Below are 22,010 nucleotides of genomic sequence, written 5' to 3'. Positions count from 1 at the left end.
TATGAAAGAAAAAAAATATTGTACTACTCTTATTTCCAAAACCATTTATAACCTATTCAGAAATCATGACTGGTGGCAAACTAAATTTTCAAATGACAAACCAATAATATATTCTATGCGAAATTTATATTTAACAATAGCAATTCTAGCGTCATTCACAATGAATTCACAACAAAAAAACGCAACTAAAACGGAAGAAAAATATCAGATATTACCTTTTGGAAGCATAAAACCCACTGGCTGGATTAAAGAACAAATGCAAAAAGATGTCGATGGTTTTGTAGGTAATTTGGATAAATTGGTACCTGACTTAATCAATGACCCTATTTACAGCACAGGTAGATTGCACAAAAATAGCACAGTTAAAGATTTAGGAAACAATAAAGAAGGCGATGCTGAAGGCAGTGAACAATACAAATGGTGGAACAGCGAAACCCAATCCAATTGGTGGGATGGTTACATTAGAAACGTAATTTTAATCAACGATAAAGCAGGTCTTAAAAAAGTAGAAAAGTACATTCAAGAGGTTTTGAAAACGCAAGATGAAGACGGTTATATTGGCATTTACGATAAGGAATTACGTTACCAATTCAACTCTGAAAATGGTGAATTATGGTCTAAAGCAACGATGTATAGAGGTTTACTTGCCTATTACGAATACTCAAAAGATAAAAAATTGTGGAACGCTATTGTGAAAGCAGTTGATAATGTAATGACCAATTATCCTATTGGAACATCCAGTCCGTTTTCTTCTGGTACTGCATTTAATGGTGGTGTTTCTCACGGATTGACTTTTACCGATGTTTTGGATAAAATGTATCAAATTACAGGCGATACAAAATATACCGATTATGCGCTGTTTCTATATCAAGATTTTAGCAAAACCTATCAATCAGAAAAAGATGTGCAATTGAGTAATATTTTAAATCCTAATTACAAATTACAATCGCATGGTGTGCATACTTATGAGCATTTGCGACCACTACTAGTTGCTGCTTATGCTTCTGATAATAAAGAACTACAAAAAGCACTTCAAATTTACATTCAAAGAATTGAAAATACTACAACCCTAACTGGAGGTGCTATTGGAGACGAATGGATTGCTGAACGAACTGCCGATGCTACTCATACAGGTTATGAATATTGTTCTCTTCAAGAATTATTAGATAGCTATACTGTAGTGTTTCAAAAGCAAGGAAATCCGAAAACTGCTGAAGCCATTGAAACTATTTTTTACAATGCAGCTCAAGGTTCACGAAACCCAGATCATTCTTGTATTGCTTATCTTAAAACCGATAATTCCTTTGAAATGGAAGGCACAAAAAATGGCGAAATCGAAGCAGACAGAAAACAAACACGTTACAAATATTCTCCTGCACACAAAGATGTGGCGGTTTGTTGCAATCCTAATGCAGGACGAATTACGCCTTACTTTATTGAAAAAGCTTGGTTGAAAGAAAATAAAAACACCTTAGTAAATGTGCTTTTAATGCCCAATAGTGTTGCCACTAAGATTCAAAATAAACCCATCACCATAGAGACGGTAACGGAATATCCTTATGAGAACAAATTCGTTTTCAAAATTTCAAATCCAAAGCTAGCTTCATTTGTTCTAAAAATTAGAAAACCATCATGGGTAAAACAAATTGTAACGAATGAAAAATATACCATTGAAAACGACTTTATTGTCTTTAATAGAAAATTTAAAAAACAAGAGGCGCTAACTTTAGAATTCAAAGCCGAAGTTGAAATAAAAAAAGACTTGAACAACGAAAACTATTTCAGCTATGGTGCGTTATTTTATGCTAAACCTATCGAAGCTTTTGAACAAAAAGGTAAATCTTATTTCACCAATTTTGATGATTTAACCTATAAACCAAAAGAAAACCATCGTTTTGAATTTATTGAAGAAAACCAAGCTTCCTTCAATAAGGGTCAAATTACAATCAAAGCAAAAAATAAAACAACGCAACAAATAGAAAACATCACGCTTATTCCATTTGGCAAAACCATCTTGAGACAAGTAAGTTTTAAAATAATCAAATTGTAAAAAGAAAATATTAAATTTTGAAGTAAAACATTTACTAATCAATAAAATAATCACAACACAAAACATTCCTTCCTATGCCAACTTAAATTTTGAGTTGAAGGATAAAGTTTAATTTCTTTGGGCAAGTCAATACGTTTTCCTGCAAATTGAGTAATTCCGTAAGGACTATTAGATTCATTAACTGATGGTGATATTCTAACTATGTACTCTTCGTTGATAGTAAATAAGCCTCTGTCAAAAGCACGATGTAAATTAGGAGATAAACAAATACCATTCGAAATAGTATCATCATTAGAAATACTAAAAGGAATAATATGACAGGCATCTACCATTTGTGCATTACTAGTGGTTTGAATCTTCATTCCAGAAATGCAACATTGGTGGTTGTAAATTCGTGGGATTTCTTTTTTAAATATTCCACCTCTGATGAAACGTTCTTCTTGAATTTCTTCATCAGTTAAAACTTCTTCAAGTGATTGCATTTTGGTTAGATATTCTTCTTTAGTATCATTTACTATTTGATTTTTTATTTCTAACTCTAAAGTATATTGCAAATCGGATGCTTCCTTTAAATAAGACGCTGTGCTTGATGGAAAATAGAATTCTAAAAGTATATTTTCTAACATAGTATTAGTAACAGCATCTGCCATTAAAAGAAAAAGAGGTTGGTCGATTTCGGCAAAGGCTATAGTATCGTTTAAGCTTTTTAATGTACTTATACTTTTTAATGCTCCTGCTCCACTTCTTAAATAAGTCAAATGCCAAAAAGGTTCACTTTTTAAATGGAAAAATGGTAAAGCAAATGTGCATATATTGTTTGTAGTAACAAGAGTATTCCAATTGCTTTTAAATGCAAGTACTAATTCTGGAGTAATAAATATTCGATTGGAAGTAATTTCACCTTTTCTTATTAGCTGCAAAATAGACAATAAAAGAATTGGCTTGTGTGGTGCCTTTACTCCATTATTGGTCGCTCTGTTTAATTTGGTTAAATATTTTATGTAAGTATTTTTTACTTGCTCGTTTGTCATACTATCTTAAATGATTGCATAAAAATAGTGTTATTTAGGTTATCTAACAAATCAACAACAACCGATATTCACCCTCCTTTTCAATTGGTGCTCTGTGAATGCATGGTGGTACTTTTTGTGTTGGATGGTCAACTGCCAGTCGCCACAGATGACCTACGCCTAAGTTAATTGGAGTGGCGTTGGGTTGCGCTTGGTAATGCAAATCGAAATAATTTTCTTTTAAAAAGTCTTCAAATTCAGCTTCTGGGCCATCGTGGAGGTCTTTTAATTGTTGTCTAATTTCGGGAACGAGTATCTTTTGCTGGGCTTCATCGTTGGCAATGAGGTCGCTTGCTGCTCCGTGATAGGTACACAAAAAAGTGTCGGTGGTTATGGGAGAACAATCCACATGAAAGGAATAGACATCGGTAGTAATGAAATCGAAGTAGGTATCGCGTTCGTAGTATTTCAGTAAGTTGAGCACAGGAGCTGCTCCGAAATCGGTTAGTAATTGTAAATCCTTTAAGATAATTTCCCTAGCGCTATTCCCTTGTTCTGACAGTTGAAGTGCCAATAGGTCTTTGGGAGTAATCTCTGTTATATTTTCTTTCAGTTGGAGTTTGCTTACTAGCTCTTTAAAATCGCCTTCCAAATTTCGCAACCAGCATAGGGCATTGCGTACTCCTTCAAAATCGGTTTGCACCAGTTCTGAAAAAGTAGTTACGGTTCCTATTTGTTTGCTGTTAGAAAATGTAGCGTTCATTGAAGGTTAAAAAGTTGAATACTAGATTGCAAAATTAGTGCATAAACCCTCTAAAAATTAGTTTTTTAATAAAAACATTGGTGGGTTGTAACTAACGAACTTTTTATATATTTGTAAAAATTAAATCTTACTTATGAAAAAAGTTTTTTTAGCATTATTCCTGCTTACGACCTGTAGTTTTTTTGCACAATCTACCGATTTAGATCCGTTTGAAATCAACTACTCGTATGTACAACTACCTACGAAACCTATCTTGGATAAGAAGAATAGAAACTATTCGTTTTTAATTTCTTTTGACCGCTCTTTGTTGTACAACAAATCGAAGTACTTTATTGAAAATCAAGTGACTATCTCTGGTTTAGAAAAAAGAGAGAAAAATGGTTACATGAGTGTCGAAGTAATGCTTCAGAACCCAGTGGTTACCAAAAAAGAAGTAACTACTAGAACGGTTACGAGCAAAGATAGAAATGGTGTTCAATCTACTAGATACTATTACACTCCTGTGGTTTCTTATAGCCAACAAGGAAATGCAAAAGTGGTAAGTGGTGATGGTAAGATTAATAAAATCATCAGTTTCAATGGTTCTAATACCATAAAAGGAACAGAAACTGAGAATTACAACCAAGCACAAAATGGTCAGTACTCTTTACAAAGTTCTATTGTAAATAACTATTTGAATGAAGTAGTAAACCGTTTGAATAACGAACTAAATAACGAATTTGGTTACCCAGTAAAAACAGGTAAGGACCAATTTTGGATTTTGGCGAATAAAAAACATCCAGAGCAAGCAGCTGAATACAATGCTTACATTCAAGCAAAAGCTGTACTTGACAAAATGAACTTTGCTGAACCAGTAGATGGTTTTGAAAAAGAATTGGAAGAACCAATCAACTATTTCAAATCGTTGTCTAACAAATATACTACTGATTCTAAAGCTGATAGAAAAATACGTTATAGTGCTTACTACAATTTAGCTAAAATCTACAACTATTTAGACCAACCAGCTAAGTCTAACGAATGGGCTAATATCTTAGTGACCAACGATTACGATCCAGGTGATGGAAAAACAATGATTAAAGAAAATGACAACAATATTGCGTTATTTAATGTTAATCAATTAAAAACAAGACACTTTCCTGTTGATACTAAGAATTTTATATTTGAAGAAAATGTACCTCAACAACAAGTATACAATTCAAATCCTTCTTATTCGCAATCAGCACCTTACAGTATTGAAACGGATCCAAACTATACTCTTGCGTACATCTTAACAATTAAAAAAGATACTATTACTGGTTATATGCCAAAAAGCAGAGGTTTGAATTTAAGCGATGCGGTGATGGTTACTGTTAAAGATTTTCAAGGAAAATTCTCTGAAAGAAGTTTTAAAGCGAATGAAGTTAATAAACTAATACTAAGTAATGGTGAAGAGTTTGCTACAGTTACCTTCAAAGTTTCTACTGATAATGGTGGTGTAACGCTTTCTGGAGCTAGCAAAAAATTCGTTAAAGAAATGTATGCTGGTAAAAAGATGTCGGTTTATCAATATTTTAATGGAGAAATTATAGTAAAAGCCGCCAACGAATCGGAAGGAAAATCAAATGCCTCTGCCTCTTGGATGTTAGGTCCGAAAAAACGTTTTGAAGAATTAGCTGCAGGTTGTCCGGAACTATTAGCTAGAGTCGACAAAAAAGAGTTTAAAAACAACTTAGAAAGTATCTTATCGTTTGCACAAGCTCTTGACGAATGTAAATAATAAGTTTAGATAAATTAAAAAAAGGATAACTCGAAAGTGTTATCCTTTTTTTTATGCCATACCTTTTTATAGCAATACTATAAAAATAGTAATAAGTAAAAAACTTTTTCCAAAAGTTTAGAACTTACTATTTTTCCTGGTGAAGATTTTGGTCTTTTGATAAAATAACCATCGCCGTCATCGTCGCTATCTTCTTTTATGATTAAAGTAAAACTGTATTTAAGGTCTTTGTTTAAATCTTCCTCATTTAACAACCTCTACTTTTATTGATTGATATTTCGGATAAAAAGTTCTATTGACTTGATGGAAATCATAAGCTTTTAAAGTTGCATTGTAATTGAGATAAGTAGTAAATTCTTCGCTATTGTCTTCTTCTGTGATGCTAATTTTAATACATTCTGGATATGGGTTTTCTTTCATAGGTTCGAAATGCAATAGCGTGAATTTTTTCGTATCCTGGAGCACGCTTTTCAAAGGCATGGCTCTATTGGCTCTTAAGTTCATGATAGAAATAAAATTACTCATTGCTAATTTTTAAAAACTAAAGATACAAAAAACAAATGTTGTATTATTCAAAAAAAATAAATAGGTTTGAGGTACACAATAGTACTAAAAAAACTATTTCATTTACACCCACAATCTCATGGAAGACAAGCAATTACCTGTTCATTTAGAAGGAAGTTTCGATAGTATATATGGTAACTTTGGCTATCGATTTGCTGCTTTATTGTTAGACGGTATTATTTTGGCTCCAATGACCATTGGATTTCTTTTTTACAACAGCTTGAATTTAAATAATGTTTATGTTGGTATTCTAGTTAGTAATGTAATCAATATTTTTTATCACATCTACTTTCCTACCCGATTTGGTGCTACACCAGGCAAACTTGCTTTGGGATTGCATATATTAAAAATGAATGGTGATACTATAACCTATAGTGACGCCTTTAGAAGGTACTTACCCAATTTACTACTTGGACTTATTGCGATAATTAATACTCTATTTGCTGTAAGTAAAGCCGATGCAAATCATTACAATGATTTGAGTTGGATAAAGCAATCGGAATACTTGCAAAGCCTAAACTCAAACATGTTTTCCATTCAAATGATTTGTATTAACGCTTTCTTCTTTACCAGTTTTATTATTTTTATGCTCAATGAAAGAAAAAGAAGTATTTCTGATTTAAGTGGAGATACCGCTGTGGTAAAGAAATACTATCTGAAACAAATAAAGGAAGTTATGAAAAAATAATAAAAATGGTTGCCACTTAGAGAACCATTTTATGTTTAAAGCAATTAATTTGTTTAATCTTTCACTCCTAATTTAGTCAAAATATCGGCCATCAAACACCATTTTGTAATGGATGATTGTAAAAGATTTGCACCGACAAAGGCAGTAAACCACAACCAATTCTGATTTACATATAAAGATAAAAGAATGCTGATAAGGATAAAAGTTCCTGCAACGGCATGAATAATTCTTGTTTTCATTTTAATATTAGATTTTAGATATTTTTTAATCTTTGCCAAAGTTTGAAACTTTGGCAAAGATGCGTTTAATTAGATTTTTCGATGTTTAAAATGACGGAATGAATGTGAGATAATGTTTCTTGTTGGCTATTGAATTCTGTTATTAGGTTAAAAACCAAATCAACATTCTCTTTGGGTAGGAATGCATAAAAAAGTATCGATTCGTTTTCGTTCATTTCGTTACCAAACCAATTGCTTTCTATGGCGTCTTCTGATGTATTTCTGTAGCCTGTAACTTCTTGATAAGAGAACGTTTTGACTTGTGCTTTTTTTAGAATTTGTTTTACTTCTTTTTCAAATTCGGCAATAGCTGTTATTAGTAATAGTTTCATATTTTCTAGTTATGAGTTGTGAGTTTTTCTTCGATAACTTCTGTTGGTTTTTCCCATTTTTTTCTTTCAGTGATGTAGTAGATTAATGGCACTACAATCAAAGTTAGAATTGTTGAAACGATGGCTCCAAATACTAATGAAATCGCTAATCCTTGGAAAATTGGATCGAATAGGATGATTACAGCTCCAATTACAACAGCTCCAGTTGTTAGTAAAATTGGGGTTGTACGCACTGCTCCTGCTTCGATAATAGCTTGTTTTAATGGAACTCCATCATTAAGTCGGATTTCGATAAAGTCGATGAGCAAGACCGAGTTTCTGACCATTACTCCTGCTAAGGCAATCATTCCAATAAAAGAAGTTGCTGTAAAAAATGCTCCTAATAACCAGTGTCCAAATACAATTCCGACCAACGAAAGCGGAATTGCCATCATCATAACCATAGGCGTTTTGAAATTTTGGAACCAACCTACAATCAGCATATAAATAATCACTATTACAACTGCAAAGGCCACTCCTAAATCACGGAACACTTCTAAAGTAATTTGCCACTCGCCATCCCATTTTACCGTAAAATCACTTTCGTCTGATGGTTGATCCATATACAATTCGTTGACTTTGTATCCCTTTGGCAATTTCATTTTTTGCAATTCATCGTTCATTCCCAAAATCGCATACACCGGACTTTCTAATGTTCCTGCCATATCAGCCGTTACATAAACCACGCGTTTTTGGTCTTTTCTGTAAATTGTTTTTTGCAAAGTATCGGCTATCACTTTTACCAAATCCGAAACTGGAACAACATTGCCTTGACTTCCTTTAATTTTTAAATTTTGAATGTCTTGCAACGATGTTTTGTCTTTGTCATCAAGAGAAAGTACGATTCCAACACTGTTATTAGAATTTTCATCATACAAATTGGAAACTGGATATTCTTTCAACAAATAAGTTAAATTTCCAACTACTTGTTGTGGTGCAATTCCGTTAAGCATTGCTTTTTCTTTGTCCACTTCCAATCGATATTCGGTTTGATTATCTTCAGTCATCCAATCGACATCAACAATATCAGACGTTTTTTCTAAAATACCTTTTACTTGATTGGCAACTGCAATTTGATCTTTATAATTTGGTCCATATATTTCGGCAACCAACGTTGATAAAACTGGTGGTCCTGGTGGAACTTCGATAATTTTGACATTCGCACCATATTTTTTAGCAATCTTTTGCACTTCAGGACGAACAATTTTAGCAATATCATGACTTTGCAAATCTCTATCCTCTTTGTGTAACAGATTCACTTGAATATCAGCCATATTGCTTCCGCCACGTAAATCGTAATGACGAACCAAACCGTTGAACGTAATAGGTGCAGAAGTTCCGATGTAATTTTGATAATCCACAACTTCAGGAATTGTGGTAAGATATTGAGCTATTTCTTGTGTCACAGCTGCCGTTCTTTCTAACGTAGTTCCTTCAGGCATATCAACCACTACTTGGAATTCATTTTTGTTATCAAAAGGCAACATTTTTACCAAAACGGATTTGGTGAAAAACATTAAAACTGAACCTGCTAATAGTACAACCGTAATTCCTAACATCACTCTACGTTTGGTAGAATTTTCTAAAAACGGACGTTCCAATTTGTTGTACATTCTATAAATCCAAGACGTTTCTAATCCTTGTTCGGCTTTGTGTTCTTGTTCTTCCTTCTCATGTAATAAATGGTAACCTAAATAAGGCGTAACCGTTAAAGCTACAAACAACGACAATAACATCGCAATAGAAGCTCCAATAGGCATCGGACTCATATAAGGTCCCATCATTCCTGACACAAACGCCATTGGAAGAATAGCTGCAATAACGGTAAACGTTGCTAAAATCGTCGGATTTCCTACTTCATTAATTGCAAAAATAGCCGCCTGTTTGAATGGTAATCGCTTCATTTTGAAATGTCGGTGCATGTTTTCGGCAATGATAATACTATCATCCACAACAATTCCGACCACGAAAACTAAGGCAAAAAGCGTGATTCTGTTAAGCGTATAACCCAACATATAGTAAGCAAACAAAGTCAAAGCAAACGTTAATGGCACAGAAAAGAATACCACTAAACCACCACGCCAACCCATAGCTAGCATTACTAAAAGCGTTACTGCAATAATAGCAACACCCAAGTGCATCAACAACTCACCTACTTTATCAGATGCGGTTTCACCATAGTTACGAGAAACCTCAACATGAACATCATCAGTAATTATTGTTCTCTTTAAACCTTCAACTTTTTCAATGATTTTTTCAGAAATTTTCATTGCATCAGCGCCTTTTACTTTTCCGATAGAAATAGTAACGGCTGGATATTCTGATTTGTTTTTAGTATATTTTTCATTAGCTTTTCCGTAACCAAAAGATACATAACTTCTTGGTGTTGAAGGACCATCTTGAACAGCAGCTACTTGTTTTAAATACACTGGCATGTTTGCATTTACACCCACAACCAAATTCTCAACATCTTCTGAAGTGGATAGAAATTGTCCAGTAGTAAGCAAGTATTCTTTATCATTTGAAACAAAACTTCCCGATTGCGAGCTTCCATTATTGGCTTGAATCATTTGCATAACACCCAAAGCATCCACACCATTTTCGGCCATTTTATCTTTGTCTAAAACTACTTTTAGCTCACGAGTTCTTCCACCAATTTCTTTGGTAATGGCAACGTCTTTTACTTTTTCGATTTCAGAAGTTACTTCTTCAGCAATTTGACGAATTTCGAAATCGTTTAATGTTTCGCTCCAAAGTGTCAATCCCAACATAGGAACATCATCAATCGAACGCGTTTTTACCATAGGTTTGAAAACTCCTTTTGGGAACATATTTTCGTTTTTCATCAACTCGTCGTATAATTTCACATACGAGCGTTCTGAATCTTCGCCTACATAAAATTGCACAATAATCATGGCTTGACCATTCATAGCCATACTATGTAAATGCTCTACACCTTTGATATTAGACAATACTTTTTCCAATGGTTTTATAACACGGCTTTCCACTTCAGCCGGACTTGCTCCTGGATAACCAATCATAACATCGGCCATTGGAACATTGATTTGCGGTTCTTCTTCACGAGGAATTAAGAACGAACTATATACACCAATTATCATCAATCCAACCATCAATAGAATGGTTAATTTAGAGTTGATGAAAAAATGGGCTATTTTACCTGATATACCTTCTTGCATTTTTTAGATTTTTAGATTGTTGGATCTTTAGATTTTTAGAATTCTAATAATTAAAATCTAATTTATTAACACTTTAGCACCATTGTACAATTTACCTTCAGCTGAAACGATGTATTGCTCGTTAGCCGATAATCCTGATAAAACTTCTACTTGGTTTCCGAATGATTTTCCTGTTCTTATCCATCTTAAAATGGCTGTTTTTCCGTTGGCTATGGTGTAAATTCCTGTAAGTTGTCCTTGTTTTACCAAAGCACTTTCTGGCACCATTACTTTATCTGATTTCACATTTGTTTCTGCTTTTGGTTTGTTAGCAATTGGAAATTGAACATTTACAAACATTCCTGATAAAATAGCTTTATCTGTTGCATTCAAGGTTACTTTTACTAAATATTGTCCGCCTGTATTTTTAGCTGAACCACTTACTTCAGAAACTTTTCCTGCTACTTCTTTGTTGATTGATTTCACTAAAACTTTAACTGCCATTCCGTTATTTATTTGAGCAATATCACTTTCAGAAACCATTGCAGTAACTTGCATTCTTGAAACTCCTTCAACACTTACCAAAGGCATTCCTGGGTTTGCCATATCACCTTCTTTTACAAACGTATTAGTAACTTCTCCAGAAAATGGAGCCGTAATATTAGAGTAAGAAAACTGCGCCATTACTTCGTTTCGCATTTGTTTGGCGCCTTCTAAACCTGCTTTTGCCATTTCGTAACGCGAAGTCATATCGTCCAATTCTTTTTGAGAAGCACTTTGCTGATTGAATAAAGCTGTAAATCTTTCATAATCTTTTTTAGCATTATTGAAAGCTACAGTTGCTTGTAGAATTGAGGCATCGACTTGTGCTTTTTTGGCTTGCAAATCAGTGTTGTTTACACTAACTAGAAGTTGTCCTGCTCCTACTTTTTGTCCCACTTTTACGTGAACTTTTGTCACAAAACCCATCATTCGGGTAGAAACATTAGCACTATTTTCGGCTTCAATTTTACCACTTGCGGTTACAAACTCGCCGTTATTATCTGCTGAAATTCCGCTTACTTGAACTGCAATGGCTGGTTCGTTATTGGTTGCTTCTTTCGTTTCTTTTCCGCATGATACGAATAAGATAGTTGAAAGTGTTAGGATGGTTATTATTTTCTTCATGTCTTTGATATTGATTTAAATCTTTCTTCTTTATTCTTTCTTCTTTACTCTTTTATCTATTCTCTTACTTAGTTAAAAATTGCAAATACTGCTTAGTGAAATTATACTCGAAAACCGATTGCAAATGCTCCATTTCTTTTTGAATCATTTGAGTTTCTGATTGCAACAAATCGGTTGTTTTTTCTAATCCTTGTGTGAATCTATTTTGGCGAATTCTATAAGCTTCTTGGGATTGTTCCAATGCTAATTTTGTCAGATTTACTTTGTTTTCAGCATCTTTCAATTGACGATTGGTTTTGTTTAGCTCCAACTGACTTTGCTTTTTGTATTGGTCTTTTTCAACATCAGCTTTTTGAAATTCTGCTTTAGCTTTTTGAAATTTTCCAATCGATTTATATCCATCAAAAACATTCCATGATAATTGTGCTCCAACTAAATAGCCTTTTGCCGAAGTTCCTAAAAAGTTTTTATCGTACAATTCATAACTTCCAAAAGCATTTAATCTTGGTAAGAAAGCCATTTTAGAGGACTGTAACATTTTAGCATAAGCTTCAGATGATTTGCTCATCGCTTGAATATCTTTTCTATTATCTGATAATGAAATGTTTATTTCTTCGATTACAATTATATTATCTAATTCTTCCGATGGTTTGTAGATTTTTCCATTACTATCCTCATTCAATAAAAAAGCTAAATAATCGGATGCATTTTGCACGTTACTTTTTGCATATTGCAATTGGTTGGCTATTTCATTTACTCGAACTTGAACATTCAGCAAATCGGTTTTTTGCAACATTCCTTGTTTGAAATAATTATCAACTAATTTCAAATTGGCTTTTCCTGTTACATTGGCTTTTTCTAAAACTTTCACAGCTCTGTAAGCCAATTGCAATTGCATATACGCTTTTGAAACTTCTAATTCTAAATATTCTTTAGTACGTTCGGTTTGCAATTGATAGGCTTCTATTTTAGATTTTGCAGCTTTTCTTTCAAACAAACCATCAACATTAATTAAAGGTTGTTGGATTTCAAATTTGGTAGCAAAATTTTGAGTCTTAGCTGGATCATTTAACAACGCTGGATTGAAATCTGCCATAGTCAAAATTTCTTGATTCAATTTAGAACCAAAAGCCATCAATGGATTGGTGGTAGAAATTCCGGTATGCGACACATTGATGTTGGGCAAAAAGAGTGCGTTGGATTGATTGTAATCTGCCTTTGCGGATTGATAGGTTTTTTCAGCAATTTTTATTTGTAAATTCTTTTCGGATAGTTTCTGAGATAATTCGCTTTTAGAAATAGCCAAAGTATCTTGACTAAATCCAAAAAACGAACTCAAAATTGTTCCTGTAAAAATGATGTAACTTATTTTCTTCATAATTTTATATCTGAATTATAAAGCAAAAGTAGAACGGTAAAAATGGCTTTACAGTTACAAATGTTACAGAGTAACTAATGTTACAAAAAAAGCGTCCAATTTCTTGAACGCTTTTTGAATAAATAGTATGATTTATTTAGTTAACTATTACCTTTTGAGAAACATAGAATTTATCATTAAAGATAAAAGTTATGATAACAGTTTGATTTGCAACGCCATCGATTTCAAAATTCATTGAATTTTCTCCTTGTTTGGCATCTGAAACTTCACCGTCAGTAATTATTTTTCCGTCTAATGAAGTTACGAAATAATCAATTGTTGTTTCATAAGCCATATTAAAATTGATTTTTACAACACCATTTTGAGTTGGATTTGGAGAAACCGACATAGAAAATGGATTTTTTCCGTTGATTTCTTGAACTCCCAAAGGTTGATTACGAATCAATTTTACTTCATAAATGGTTGCACTTGCCGAAGTTGTACTAGTTTGATTCACGCTAAAAGGATTTTGCGTCGGACTGCTCAAACCACCTACGATATGACCAATTACAAATTCATTTGCTGTGATTTCATCTAACTTTATTACTTCATTTGAAAAATGTGGTAATGCTTTGTTTTGAATAAATTCGGCACTAGCACCTTTTAAACTCGGCATTGTTTCTGGCAATTGATATTCTTGCAAAGAACCATCTGCAAAGCGTGTTGTGCGACTTATTGTATTTACAAAAGGAACCGCATTATCCTGAATCAAAGTGGTTCCGTTATAGTAATACTGACTCATTCCACCAAAAAACAAATTGTGCATTCTATTTTCAGTCGCATCATACAAAGCAGAAACAGCGCTGTGGTAATTACTCAAATACTGATTGAATGTGGTTTGCGGAAAATAACCTGTTTCTTTGATATCTACAGGATAAAGAAAAGGCAAATCGACATTAATTTGAAAAACTCCTGATGAAATCGTGTAACCCAATTCTCCATTAGGAAAAACTTGAGGCAACAAATTATAATCACGTCGGTGTAAATGAACCGCATCCGTAACGACTTGGTAATTTGAAATACTCAATTGCGAACCTGAATTGTCAATTTGAAATTTCTTGATACTGTTGGTGTAGGTTTGCGTAAAAGTGGGATTGTTCATTGGATTGTAGCGTCCGTCAAAACGATGCCCACCAACTAAATAAAACGTATTATTAATTTTGGCTAAATGTCCACCATTGACCGCTAGATTTTCATCCGTCATTTGTTTGAAATAACTTGCAATTGGAGTTCCTGCAATTACAGCGTTTATCAAATTTGGCACATCAACTGATGTCATTTTATTGAACGTGATATGATCATTGGCTGTGGCCGAAAAAGCATAACCTCCAATTAAATAAAGGGTTGTATCATCTTGATAAAAATTGAAATTAGTTGCTTGCAATTGTTCTTTTAAAGCAGTTGCCAAAGAATTTACAGAAGCCGACCAAAACTGATTGGTAGCAATATCAACCACATAAATATTGGTATTATTACTTGCAGCTGGAAAAGCATTGAAAGGTTGACGCGCATGTATTCCGTCTACTCTACCACCAATAATGAGCCATTTACCATTGTGTTGAGCAAATGCATACGAATGTATTCCGGGAAAATTCGGAATGGTTATCGGATTTAATTGCACCTGATAATCAAAAGTAGTTTGCGAAATGGCAAAACTTGAGATTAAAAGCAATACAATTTTATATAATGTTTTCATTTTAAGATTTTTAAAATTGTATAATAGAAGATTAGTGTCAATTAAAAACTGACACTAATCATCACTATTACATTAAAAAATTACGCTTTTTTCTCTTCTGCTTTTTTAGAAGAACAACAGCCTCCTTTTTTCTCACCTTCGCCACAAGATTTTTTCTCTTCTGAAGAACATGATTTTTCTGTTTTAGCTTTTTTCTTTTTTTGTTTTGGCTCTTGTTGAGCGTTTACATTCATTGAAAATAATAAAGCTACTGTTGCTATAATTGAAACTAATTTGTTCATTTTTTAAGTATTAAATTTTTAAATTGATTTTTTGTAATTCATTAAATAACATTGATTTAAAAACATAAAAGTGATTCTGGCGGCTGCCAAATAGTTACATTATAATTAGAAATAAAGTTTTTGTGGTATAAACTATTTTCTTTTTTGGGAATGAAAATTATATTATTTGTGAAATTATAAGCTGTTGCAAATACAATAAAGCTTGAACTAGTAAAGTTAAAATTTAAAAAACATTTCTCTTTTTCGCATCCTTTTGTTGGTTCGCAATCAGAATTAGATTTATTGCATGAAACTAGTTCTTTTTTAGCAAATTGCATTTTGAGTGCTTTAACTGATGGAAGTATAGTTAAAGCATTAAAATAGAAGCATAATAAAATTGCAAAATATTTCATAGAACAAATTTATTCAATAAAAATAAATTAAAATGTGACAAATGTTACATAAAAAAAAGCGTCCAATTTCTTGAACGCTTTTTTAAAAATATTTTAGCTAATTATGCTGCTTTTTTAGATGCACAACATCCACCTTTTTTCTCACCTTCACTACAAGATTTTTTTTCTTCTGTTGAAGCGGCTTTTTCAGTTTTAGCTTTTTTCTTTTTTTGTTTTGGCTCTTGAGCGTTTACGTTCATTGAAAATAAAAACGCTACTACAGCTAACATTGATGCTACTTTTTTCATTTTTTTATATTTTTAAAATTAATGTTTCTATACTTATTTATATCAAATAGTGTTCCAAATATAGTATTTTATTTATTAAACAAAAATAAATTAACTTTTATTTATTCTTGTTTTCTTTTACGAATAAATTAAATAATAATCCACCCATTAAACTACCATACAAAGTACTATTTATTGGTTTAGACGTTATGGCACAAGTTCCACTAGCACAACCTACATAATGATAGTAGGCATATCCTGCAATTGCTCCAACGATAACTCCAACTACTGATATAATTATTGCTTTTTTACTCATTTTATTTCGTTTCACTCATTCTTCCTATAGCACAATTCACATAGGATTTGGCTTGACGAAGTAATGTATTATCGCCTTTTTCTGGATAACCTAGTTCGTTTAGTTTAGCAATAATTGTTTCTCTTTTCACGGTTCCTTTTACAACTATTGTATCAATTTCTTTATCAATGGTAACTTCTTCTACGTTATCAATTTTTAATAAAGCTGTTTTAATACTGTTCATACAACCACCACATTTTATATTCTCAACTTCAAAAATTGTTTCCATTTTTATTTATTAATTTGTTTTTTCTAAAATAATTTGAATAATTTCTTCTTTAGATAAAACTCCTGATTGACGCCAAATTTGTTGCCCTCTTTGATACAACATCATTGTTGGAACACCACGAACTTGTTGTATAGCGGCTAATTCTTGGTTTTTATCTACATCTACTTTAATGATAGAAACTCTATCGCCTAAACTATCTTTTACTTGTTTCAAAACTGGTCCAAGCATTTGACATGGTCCGCACCAAGTGGCAAAAAAGTCTATTAAAACAGGTTTGTCAGAATTGATAATATCTTTAAATGAATTGTTCATAACTATTTATTTTTATTGTAATTTACATTACATCCACTTGGTCCGCAACCCATATTAAAAATGGCTTGAAACAAAAAGAAAATTCCAAAAATTATAAAAAACCATTCGTGCGTTTGATAAGCATTATAAAATAAAAATAATGCTAATGCCACTCTAAGAAATCGCATGAAATGCCAGTTGGTAAACAGTAGTTGTTTCATTTTTAAACTATTATTTCAATGTAGAAGGACAAACGTAATTTGTTGTTTTAATTCCTGTATTTCTTATGGCAGCAAAACCTCCTAAAACATTGATTACATTATGATAACCACGAGCTTTTAATATCGATGCAGCAATCATAGAACGATAACCTCCAGCGCAATGCAAGTAAAAATCTTCTTCTTTAGGAAACTCTGCAAAATGTTCGTTTAAAAAATCTAAAGGTGTAGAAGGAACATCTAAAATGTGTTCAGAAGCGTATTCACCTGGCTTTCTTACATCAAAAACTGGTACCTTTTCTTCTATTTTCTCTTCCAAAACTTGTGCTGTAACAGAAGTAACTGTATCATATTCTAATCCTGCATTTTTCCATGCTTCAAATCCGCCTTTTAAATAACCTAAAGTGTTGTCATATCCTACTCTTGCTAATCTTTTGATGGTTTCTTCTTCTCTACCTTCTGGTGTAACTAAAAGAATTTCTTGTTTGCTATCTAAAATCAAAGCACCAACCCATGGAGCAAATTGTCCGTCAATACCAATAAAAATTGATTTTGGAATATGTCCTTTTTCAAAATCATCTTGGTGACGAACATCTAAAATTAAAGCCTCAGTTTCATTGGCAACTAATTCAAATGTTTTGGCATCAAAAGCTTTTGCTTCTCTTATAATATCTTCAACGTTACCATAGCCTTCCTTATTCAACTTCACATTCATAGGAAAATAAGCTGGCGGTGGCAATAAACCATCAGTAACTTCTGAAATAAATTCCTCACGAGTCATATCGGCACGAAGCGCATAATTGGTAGCTTTTTGGTCGCCAATACTTCCAACCGTTTCTTTACTTAAATTTTTTCCGCAAGCACTTCCGGCACCATGCGCTGGATAAACAATTACGTCATCTGCTAAAGTCATTACTTTAGTTCTCAAACTATCAAAAAGAGTTCCGGCCAATTGTTCTTGTGTCATGTCAGCTGCTTTTTGAGCCAAATCTGGACGGCCAACATCACCTAAAAATAAGGTGTCTCCACTAAAAAGTGCGTAATCTTTTCCGTCTTTATCTTTCAATAAATAACACGAACTCTCCATGGTATGACCAGGCGTATGAAGACATGTAATTGTAATTTCTCCTAGTTGAAAAACTTCACCATCTATAGCAATATGCGCCTCAAAAGTTGGATTTGCATTGGGTCCAAAAACAATTGGAGCTCCAGTTTTTTCAGCTAACGTAACGTGTCCGCTAACAAAATCAGCATGAAAATGGGTTTCAAAAATGTATTTTATTTTGCCTCCATTAGCAGTCGCTTTATCAACATAAGGTTGCACCTCACGAAGTGGATCAATAATGGCTACTTCTCCATTACTTTCAATATAATAAGCACCTTGTGCCAAGCAACCTGTATAAATTTGTTCTATAATCATACCTATATCATTAATTTGATAATGTAAAATTAATCAGTTTTGAACGATAATAAAGTAACTTTTGTTACATTTTAACAAATAAAAAGCACCGATTGCTCAGTGCTTTATAAAAATTAAGTAAATAACTACTTTTTTACAACAATGTTGATGGGCAAACGTAATCTGTTTTTGTCAAATTGGTGTCTTTTATGGCTGCAAAACCACCTATAACATCAACAAAATTATTAAACCCTTTTTCCTTTAATATGGAAGCCGCAATCATTGAACGATAACCACCAGCGCAATGCAAAATAAATGCTTTGCTTTTTGGAAATGCTGCTAAATGATTGTGTAAAACATTTAAAGGAATATTGATTGCATCAACCAAATGTTGCGATAGGAATTCGCTAACTTTTCTAACATCAATAATAACTTGTTTTTCTTCGTTACAATGTTGCTCAAGTTGCTCGGCAGTAATTCTGTGAACGATATTAATTTCTTTTCCTGCGTTTTGCCATGCTTCAAATCCGCCATCTAAATATCCAATGGCATTGTCGTAACCTACTCTTGATAAACGAATAATGGCTTCTTTTACTTTTTTGTTATTTTCTGCAACAATTATAATTTCTTGTTTGATATTCAATATTAATTCACCAACCCAAGAAGCAAAATTGCTCTCTAAACCAATATTCAAGCTGTTTGGAATAAATCCTTTTGCGAAAATTTCGGCTCTACGGGTATCCAGAATTAAAACTTTCGTTTCGTTAATAAGAACTTCAAATTCTTTAATTGTAAAAGCTCTTTGACCTTTCTCCATGATTGAATCTAACGAATCGTAACCTTGAATGTTCATCAATACATTTTTCGGAAAATATTGTGGTGGCGTTGTTAATCCACTTAAAATTGCTTCTACAAATTGGTCTTCGGTCATATCCTGTAAAGCATAATTGGTTTTCCTTTGATTACCAAGAGTATCGGTAGTTTCTTTACTCATGTTTTTGCCACAAGCACTTCCTGCACCGTGATTTGGATAGACAATTAAATCATCTGATAAAGGCATAATTTTATTCCGAAGCGAATGATACAAATGGCGTGCTAATTTGTCTTGCGTTAAATCGGCAATGACATGTTGTGCTAAATCAGGACGACCAACATCACCAATAAATAAAGTATCACCAGAAATTAAACCTTGCTCTTTTCCATCTTCATCAGAAACCAAAAAACAAGAACTTTCCATGGTGTGACCTGGCGTGTGGATTAACTTAATTTCAATTCCGCCAACTTTAAAAATTTCACCATCCGTTCCAACGTGCATTTCAAAACCTGTTTTCATTGTAGTTGGTCCGTAAACAATTGTAGCTCCAGTTTTCTTTGCTAAATCTATATGACCTGAAACAAAATCGGCATGAAAATGGGTTTCAAAAATATATTTCAATTTTACATGATCACGTTCTAATCTATCTAAATAAGGTTGGGTTTCTCTTAAAGGATCAACAATTGCAGCTTCTCCATTGGAAGTGATATAATAGGCAGCTTCTGCGATACATCCAGTATAAATTTGCTCTAGTTTCATAAGATAAAAATTTTATCAAAAATAGAGTAACAATAAATTAGAAAATATGATAAATATCAGATGTTACCGAAGAAAGTCTCCTTGATTATGATATAAATTCCCATGGCGAGAACGAACCATCCGAAACCTGTTTTGAGTTTTTCTCCTTCGATTTTTTTAGAGAGATAACTTCCTATTAAAACACCAATTATAGAGCAAACTGTGAAGATTAAAATTAAATTCCAATCCAAATTTTGTTCTGGACGAATATCACCAATAAATCCAATTAACGATTGAACTGAAACTATAAAAAGAGAAGTTCCAACGGCCATTTTCATAGGAGTTTTTGCTAAAAACAACAACGCTGGAATGATAAGAAATCCGCCACCAGCGCCAACAAATCCTGCTACCAATCCGATAAAAAGTCCTTGAGAAAAAATTGCAATATAGTTTAGTTTGGCATCATCATTAACTATTTTTTCTTTTAAAGGTTTTATCATTCTGATTGATGCAGCAATCATAACAATGGCAAAAACAACCATTATCAAAACCGATTTATGTAATGTAAATGAAGTTGTAGAAAAGATAACTTCAGGAATATTGGGCACAATGAATTTTCGCGTTAAGAAAACTGCTAGAATTGTGGGAACACCAAATAAAACTACTTTTTTAAAATCGACTAATTTTTGTTTTGCTTTTTGAACTCCACCAAATAATGCTGTTGTTCCAACTACAAATAAAGAATAGGCAGTTGCTAAAATAGGTTCAACACCCATAATGTAAACTAAAATGGGAACCGATAAAATAGAACCTCCACTTCCTATTAAACCAAGAGTAATTCCGACAAAAACCGCTAAAATGTATCCAATTATATGAGATATTTCCATTTACTAAATTTTGTGAAACAAAGGTTCGTATTTATACTTTTAAATTGAGTAACTATTGTTACAATTATACAACAATTTCAATAGAAGCTCTGTGTAACTTTATTCTTCCTTCGTTTTCTAAAGCTTTTAGCAATCTTGAAATTACTACACGTGAAGTATGCAAATCGTAAGCAATTTCTTGATGCGTATTTTGAACGTGATTTGTTTTATTGATTTTTGCTTTCTCAAATAGATAATTTAATAGACGTTCATCCATATTCATAAATGCCAAATTATCAATTGCTGTTAGCATTTCTTTCAATCGATTATTATAACTACTAAAAACAAAGTTTCTCCATGATTTGTATTTACCCAACCATTCTTCCATTTTGTTAACTGGAATCATGATTAGTTTTACATCAGTTTCGGCAACAGCTTTAATTTCGCTTTTAGTATCTCCAAGACAGCAAGCCATTGTCATAGCACAAGTATCTCCTTTTTCTATGAAGTATAATAATAGTTCACCTTCATCAAAATCTTCTCTTAGAATTTTGATTGCGCCTTTCAATAACAAAGGCATGTTTTTGATATAATCACCAAAATCTATTAACACATCTCCTTCTTTAAAATCATAGATTTTGGCTACTTGAGCTATTTCATCAAGAAGTTTTTCTTCAAAAATGGCACTGTAATTTTCCTTTACTATATCTAACATTATTATTTTTTTAGCATTTTTTCATACTCAGAAATCCATTGTTCTACAGTAACTTTTGAAAGTAATTCTCCAATTAAATCATAAGGAATATCATTCATTTTCTTAAAGCGTATGCAACTTTTTCCCATATCTAATTTTGATTTACAATATTTAGGATATTCAGCCGCAAACCAATCGTGTAGCTTTTTATCAGAATAAACCATCATATGATAGATGTTTATGGAGTTTTTTTGTGAAGCAATGGCAAAAAATGATAGAGGCAATTCAGGTGAGCAATGATATCCATTTGGATAAATAGAATGTGGTACAACATAACCCAACATACCATAAATCATTTGTTCTTCAAAACCTTTTGGAAGATTTTGTAACGTTACTTCACGAAGTTTTGACATAGCTTCTCTTCTATCTTCTGGAAGTTCTGCTATATATTGTTCAGGAGTTGTTGCTTTTGATTGCATATTCTAAATGTATTTGTAACAAAAATAAAATTTTATAACTAATTAATAGTAT

General features: G+C 32.6%; 24 protein-coding genes. 3 read left to right on the top strand and 21 right to left on the bottom strand.

Going from position 1 to position 22,010, the window contains the following annotated elements:
* Position 1 precedes the first annotated feature (1 nt).
* A complete protein-coding gene (locus tag ABD771_RS14085; protein WP_345095708.1) occupies positions 2 to 2,050 on the top strand; it encodes a beta-L-arabinofuranosidase domain-containing protein in 2,049 nt (682 codons plus the stop codon).
* Positions 2,051 to 2,100: 50 nt separating this feature from the next.
* On the opposite strand, the gene ABD771_RS14080 is transcribed toward ABD771_RS14085, so the two are convergent.
* Both ABD771_RS14080 and ABD771_RS14075 read right to left on the bottom strand, forming a co-directional pair.
* Positions 2,101 to 3,081: an HNH endonuclease gene (locus tag ABD771_RS14080; RefSeq protein ID WP_345095706.1), complete on the bottom strand. Its 981-nt coding sequence runs from the start codon at positions 3,079 to 3,081 to the stop codon at positions 2,101 to 2,103.
* Between the two features lie 43 nt (positions 3,082 to 3,124).
* Positions 3,125 to 3,823 carry a DUF1826 domain-containing protein gene (locus ABD771_RS14075; RefSeq protein ID WP_345095704.1) on the bottom strand — a complete coding sequence of 233 codons (699 nt, stop codon included), beginning with the start codon at positions 3,821 to 3,823 and terminating at the stop codon, positions 3,125 to 3,127.
* A 133-nt stretch (positions 3,824 to 3,956) separates the two neighbouring features.
* On the opposite strand from ABD771_RS14075, the gene ABD771_RS14070 reads away from it, so the two are divergent.
* Entirely contained in the window at positions 3,957 to 5,579 is a 1,623-nt protein-coding gene (locus tag ABD771_RS14070; RefSeq protein WP_345095702.1) for a hypothetical protein, read from the top strand.
* A 243-nt stretch (positions 5,580 to 5,822) separates the two neighbouring features.
* Here the strand turns inward: ABD771_RS14070 and ABD771_RS14065 are convergent, their stop codons facing one another.
* Entirely contained in the window at positions 5,823 to 6,104 is a 282-nt protein-coding gene (locus ABD771_RS14065; protein WP_345095701.1) for a hypothetical protein, read from the bottom strand.
* A 118-nt stretch (positions 6,105 to 6,222) separates the two neighbouring features.
* On the opposite strand from ABD771_RS14065, the gene ABD771_RS14060 reads away from it, so the two are divergent.
* On the top strand, positions 6,223 to 6,831 hold the full coding sequence (locus ABD771_RS14060) for an RDD family protein (RefSeq protein ID WP_345095700.1): 609 nt from the start codon (positions 6,223 to 6,225) through the stop codon (positions 6,829 to 6,831).
* Between the two features lie 53 nt (positions 6,832 to 6,884).
* On the opposite strand, the gene ABD771_RS14055 is transcribed toward ABD771_RS14060, so the two are convergent.
* The 18 genes from ABD771_RS14055 to ABD771_RS13970 form a co-directional block, all read right to left on the bottom strand.
* Positions 6,885 to 7,076 (bottom strand): YgaP family membrane protein, encoded by a 192-nt coding sequence (locus ABD771_RS14055; protein WP_344816746.1) that lies wholly within the window; start codon positions 7,074 to 7,076, stop codon positions 6,885 to 6,887.
* A 59-nt stretch (positions 7,077 to 7,135) separates the two neighbouring features.
* Positions 7,136 to 7,441: a hypothetical protein gene (locus ABD771_RS14050; RefSeq protein WP_345095699.1), complete on the bottom strand. Its 306-nt coding sequence runs from the start codon at positions 7,439 to 7,441 to the stop codon at positions 7,136 to 7,138.
* Positions 7,442 to 7,446: 5 nt separating this feature from the next.
* Positions 7,447 to 10,677, bottom strand: a complete 3,231-nt coding sequence (locus ABD771_RS14045; RefSeq protein ID WP_345095697.1) for an efflux RND transporter permease subunit — start codon at positions 10,675 to 10,677, stop codon at positions 7,447 to 7,449.
* A gap of 57 nt (positions 10,678 to 10,734) precedes the next feature.
* Positions 10,735 to 11,823 carry an efflux RND transporter periplasmic adaptor subunit gene (locus tag ABD771_RS14040; protein ID WP_345095695.1) on the bottom strand — a complete coding sequence of 363 codons (1,089 nt, stop codon included), beginning with the start codon at positions 11,821 to 11,823 and terminating at the stop codon, positions 10,735 to 10,737.
* Between the two features lie 64 nt (positions 11,824 to 11,887).
* Positions 11,888 to 13,201 (bottom strand): TolC family protein, encoded by a 1,314-nt coding sequence (locus ABD771_RS14035; protein WP_345095693.1) that lies wholly within the window; start codon positions 13,199 to 13,201, stop codon positions 11,888 to 11,890.
* Between the two features lie 136 nt (positions 13,202 to 13,337).
* Entirely contained in the window at positions 13,338 to 14,936 is a 1,599-nt protein-coding gene (locus tag ABD771_RS14030) for a hypothetical protein (RefSeq protein WP_345095691.1), read from the bottom strand.
* 80 nt (positions 14,937 to 15,016) lie between these two features.
* Complete coding sequence (locus ABD771_RS14025) at positions 15,017 to 15,217, bottom strand: hypothetical protein (RefSeq protein WP_345095689.1); 201 nt, start codon at positions 15,215 to 15,217, stop codon at positions 15,017 to 15,019.
* A 56-nt stretch (positions 15,218 to 15,273) separates the two neighbouring features.
* Positions 15,274 to 15,609: a hypothetical protein gene (locus ABD771_RS14020; protein ID WP_345095687.1), complete on the bottom strand. Its 336-nt coding sequence runs from the start codon at positions 15,607 to 15,609 to the stop codon at positions 15,274 to 15,276.
* Between the two features lie 101 nt (positions 15,610 to 15,710).
* Entirely contained in the window at positions 15,711 to 15,896 is a 186-nt protein-coding gene (locus ABD771_RS14015) for a hypothetical protein (RefSeq protein WP_345095684.1), read from the bottom strand.
* A gap of 97 nt (positions 15,897 to 15,993) precedes the next feature.
* On the bottom strand, positions 15,994 to 16,191 hold the full coding sequence (locus ABD771_RS14010) for a DUF6132 family protein (protein WP_345095682.1): 198 nt from the start codon (positions 16,189 to 16,191) through the stop codon (positions 15,994 to 15,996).
* A gap of 1 nt (position 16,192) precedes the next feature.
* Positions 16,193 to 16,459, bottom strand: a complete 267-nt coding sequence (locus ABD771_RS14005; protein WP_345095680.1) for a heavy-metal-associated domain-containing protein — start codon at positions 16,457 to 16,459, stop codon at positions 16,193 to 16,195.
* Between the two features lie 9 nt (positions 16,460 to 16,468).
* Positions 16,469 to 16,771 carry a thioredoxin gene (gene trxA, locus ABD771_RS14000; RefSeq protein WP_345095678.1) on the bottom strand — a complete coding sequence of 101 codons (303 nt, stop codon included), beginning with the start codon at positions 16,769 to 16,771 and terminating at the stop codon, positions 16,469 to 16,471.
* A gap of 2 nt (positions 16,772 to 16,773) precedes the next feature.
* Entirely contained in the window at positions 16,774 to 16,971 is a 198-nt protein-coding gene (locus ABD771_RS13995; protein ID WP_345095676.1) for a hypothetical protein, read from the bottom strand.
* 10 nt (positions 16,972 to 16,981) lie between these two features.
* Positions 16,982 to 18,388 (bottom strand): MBL fold metallo-hydrolase, encoded by a 1,407-nt coding sequence (locus ABD771_RS13990; RefSeq protein ID WP_345095674.1) that lies wholly within the window; start codon positions 18,386 to 18,388, stop codon positions 16,982 to 16,984.
* Between the two features lie 133 nt (positions 18,389 to 18,521).
* Entirely contained in the window at positions 18,522 to 19,940 is a 1,419-nt protein-coding gene (locus tag ABD771_RS13985) for an MBL fold metallo-hydrolase (RefSeq protein WP_345095672.1), read from the bottom strand.
* 56 nt (positions 19,941 to 19,996) lie between these two features.
* Complete coding sequence (locus ABD771_RS13980) at positions 19,997 to 20,806, bottom strand: sulfite exporter TauE/SafE family protein (protein WP_345095670.1); 810 nt, start codon at positions 20,804 to 20,806, stop codon at positions 19,997 to 19,999.
* 64 nt (positions 20,807 to 20,870) lie between these two features.
* Entirely contained in the window at positions 20,871 to 21,500 is a 630-nt protein-coding gene (locus ABD771_RS13975) for a Crp/Fnr family transcriptional regulator (RefSeq protein ID WP_345095668.1), read from the bottom strand.
* Positions 21,501 to 21,502: 2 nt separating this feature from the next.
* Positions 21,503 to 21,958 carry a DUF1801 domain-containing protein gene (locus ABD771_RS13970; protein ID WP_345095666.1) on the bottom strand — a complete coding sequence of 152 codons (456 nt, stop codon included), beginning with the start codon at positions 21,956 to 21,958 and terminating at the stop codon, positions 21,503 to 21,505.
* Between the last annotated feature and the right edge of the window lie 52 nt (positions 21,959 to 22,010).

Source organism: Flavobacterium chungnamense, from assembly GCF_039539165.1.
GTDB lineage: Bacteria > Bacteroidota > Bacteroidia > Flavobacteriales > Flavobacteriaceae > Flavobacterium > Flavobacterium chungnamense.
Note: the sequence above shows the minus strand (reverse complement) of the source record. Positions and strands in the feature narration are given on the sequence as shown.

Bases quoted from the DNA above. Each gene is read 5' to 3' on its own strand.
- trxA (WP_345095678.1), bottom strand. From the start codon at position 16,771: ATGAACAATTCATTTAAAGATATTATCAATTCTGACAAACCTGTTTTA.
- ABD771_RS13975 (WP_345095668.1), bottom strand. From the start codon at position 21,500: ATGTTAGATATAGTAAAGGAAAATTACAGTGCCATTTTTGAAGAAAAA.
- ABD771_RS14070 (WP_345095702.1), top strand. From the start codon at position 3,957: ATGAAAAAAGTTTTTTTAGCATTATTCCTGCTTACGACCTGTAGTTTT.
- ABD771_RS14040 (WP_345095695.1), bottom strand. From the start codon at position 11,823: ATGAAGAAAATAATAACCATCCTAACACTTTCAACTATCTTATTCGTA.
- ABD771_RS14045 (WP_345095697.1), bottom strand. From the start codon at position 10,677: ATGCAAGAAGGTATATCAGGTAAAATAGCCCATTTTTTCATCAACTCT.
- ABD771_RS13995 (WP_345095676.1), bottom strand. From the start codon at position 16,971: ATGAAACAACTACTGTTTACCAACTGGCATTTCATGCGATTTCTTAGA.
- ABD771_RS13990 (WP_345095674.1), bottom strand. From the start codon at position 18,388: ATGATTATAGAACAAATTTATACAGGTTGCTTGGCACAAGGTGCTTAT.
- ABD771_RS14050 (WP_345095699.1), bottom strand. From the start codon at position 7,441: ATGAAACTATTACTAATAACAGCTATTGCCGAATTTGAAAAAGAAGTA.
- ABD771_RS14035 (WP_345095693.1), bottom strand. From the start codon at position 13,201: ATGAAGAAAATAAGTTACATCATTTTTACAGGAACAATTTTGAGTTCG.
- ABD771_RS14085 (WP_345095708.1), top strand. From the start codon at position 2: ATGAAAGAAAAAAAATATTGTACTACTCTTATTTCCAAAACCATTTAT.
- ABD771_RS14065 (WP_345095701.1), bottom strand. From the start codon at position 6,104: ATGAGTAATTTTATTTCTATCATGAACTTAAGAGCCAATAGAGCCATG.
- ABD771_RS14030 (WP_345095691.1), bottom strand. From the start codon at position 14,936: ATGAAAACATTATATAAAATTGTATTGCTTTTAATCTCAAGTTTTGCC.
- ABD771_RS13970 (WP_345095666.1), bottom strand. From the start codon at position 21,958: ATGCAATCAAAAGCAACAACTCCTGAACAATATATAGCAGAACTTCCA.
- ABD771_RS14020 (WP_345095687.1), bottom strand. From the start codon at position 15,609: ATGAAATATTTTGCAATTTTATTATGCTTCTATTTTAATGCTTTAACT.
- ABD771_RS14080 (WP_345095706.1), bottom strand. From the start codon at position 3,081: ATGACAAACGAGCAAGTAAAAAATACTTACATAAAATATTTAACCAAA.
- ABD771_RS14015 (WP_345095684.1), bottom strand. From the start codon at position 15,896: ATGAAAAAAGTAGCATCAATGTTAGCTGTAGTAGCGTTTTTATTTTCA.
- ABD771_RS13985 (WP_345095672.1), bottom strand. From the start codon at position 19,940: ATGAAACTAGAGCAAATTTATACTGGATGTATCGCAGAAGCTGCCTAT.
- ABD771_RS14005 (WP_345095680.1), bottom strand. From the start codon at position 16,459: ATGGAAACAATTTTTGAAGTTGAGAATATAAAATGTGGTGGTTGTATG.
- ABD771_RS13980 (WP_345095670.1), bottom strand. From the start codon at position 20,806: ATGGAAATATCTCATATAATTGGATACATTTTAGCGGTTTTTGTCGGA.
- ABD771_RS14025 (WP_345095689.1), bottom strand. From the start codon at position 15,217: ATGAACAAATTAGTTTCAATTATAGCAACAGTAGCTTTATTATTTTCA.
- ABD771_RS14075 (WP_345095704.1), bottom strand. From the start codon at position 3,823: ATGAACGCTACATTTTCTAACAGCAAACAAATAGGAACCGTAACTACT.
- ABD771_RS14060 (WP_345095700.1), top strand. From the start codon at position 6,223: ATGGAAGACAAGCAATTACCTGTTCATTTAGAAGGAAGTTTCGATAGT.
- ABD771_RS14010 (WP_345095682.1), bottom strand. From the start codon at position 16,191: ATGAGTAAAAAAGCAATAATTATATCAGTAGTTGGAGTTATCGTTGGA.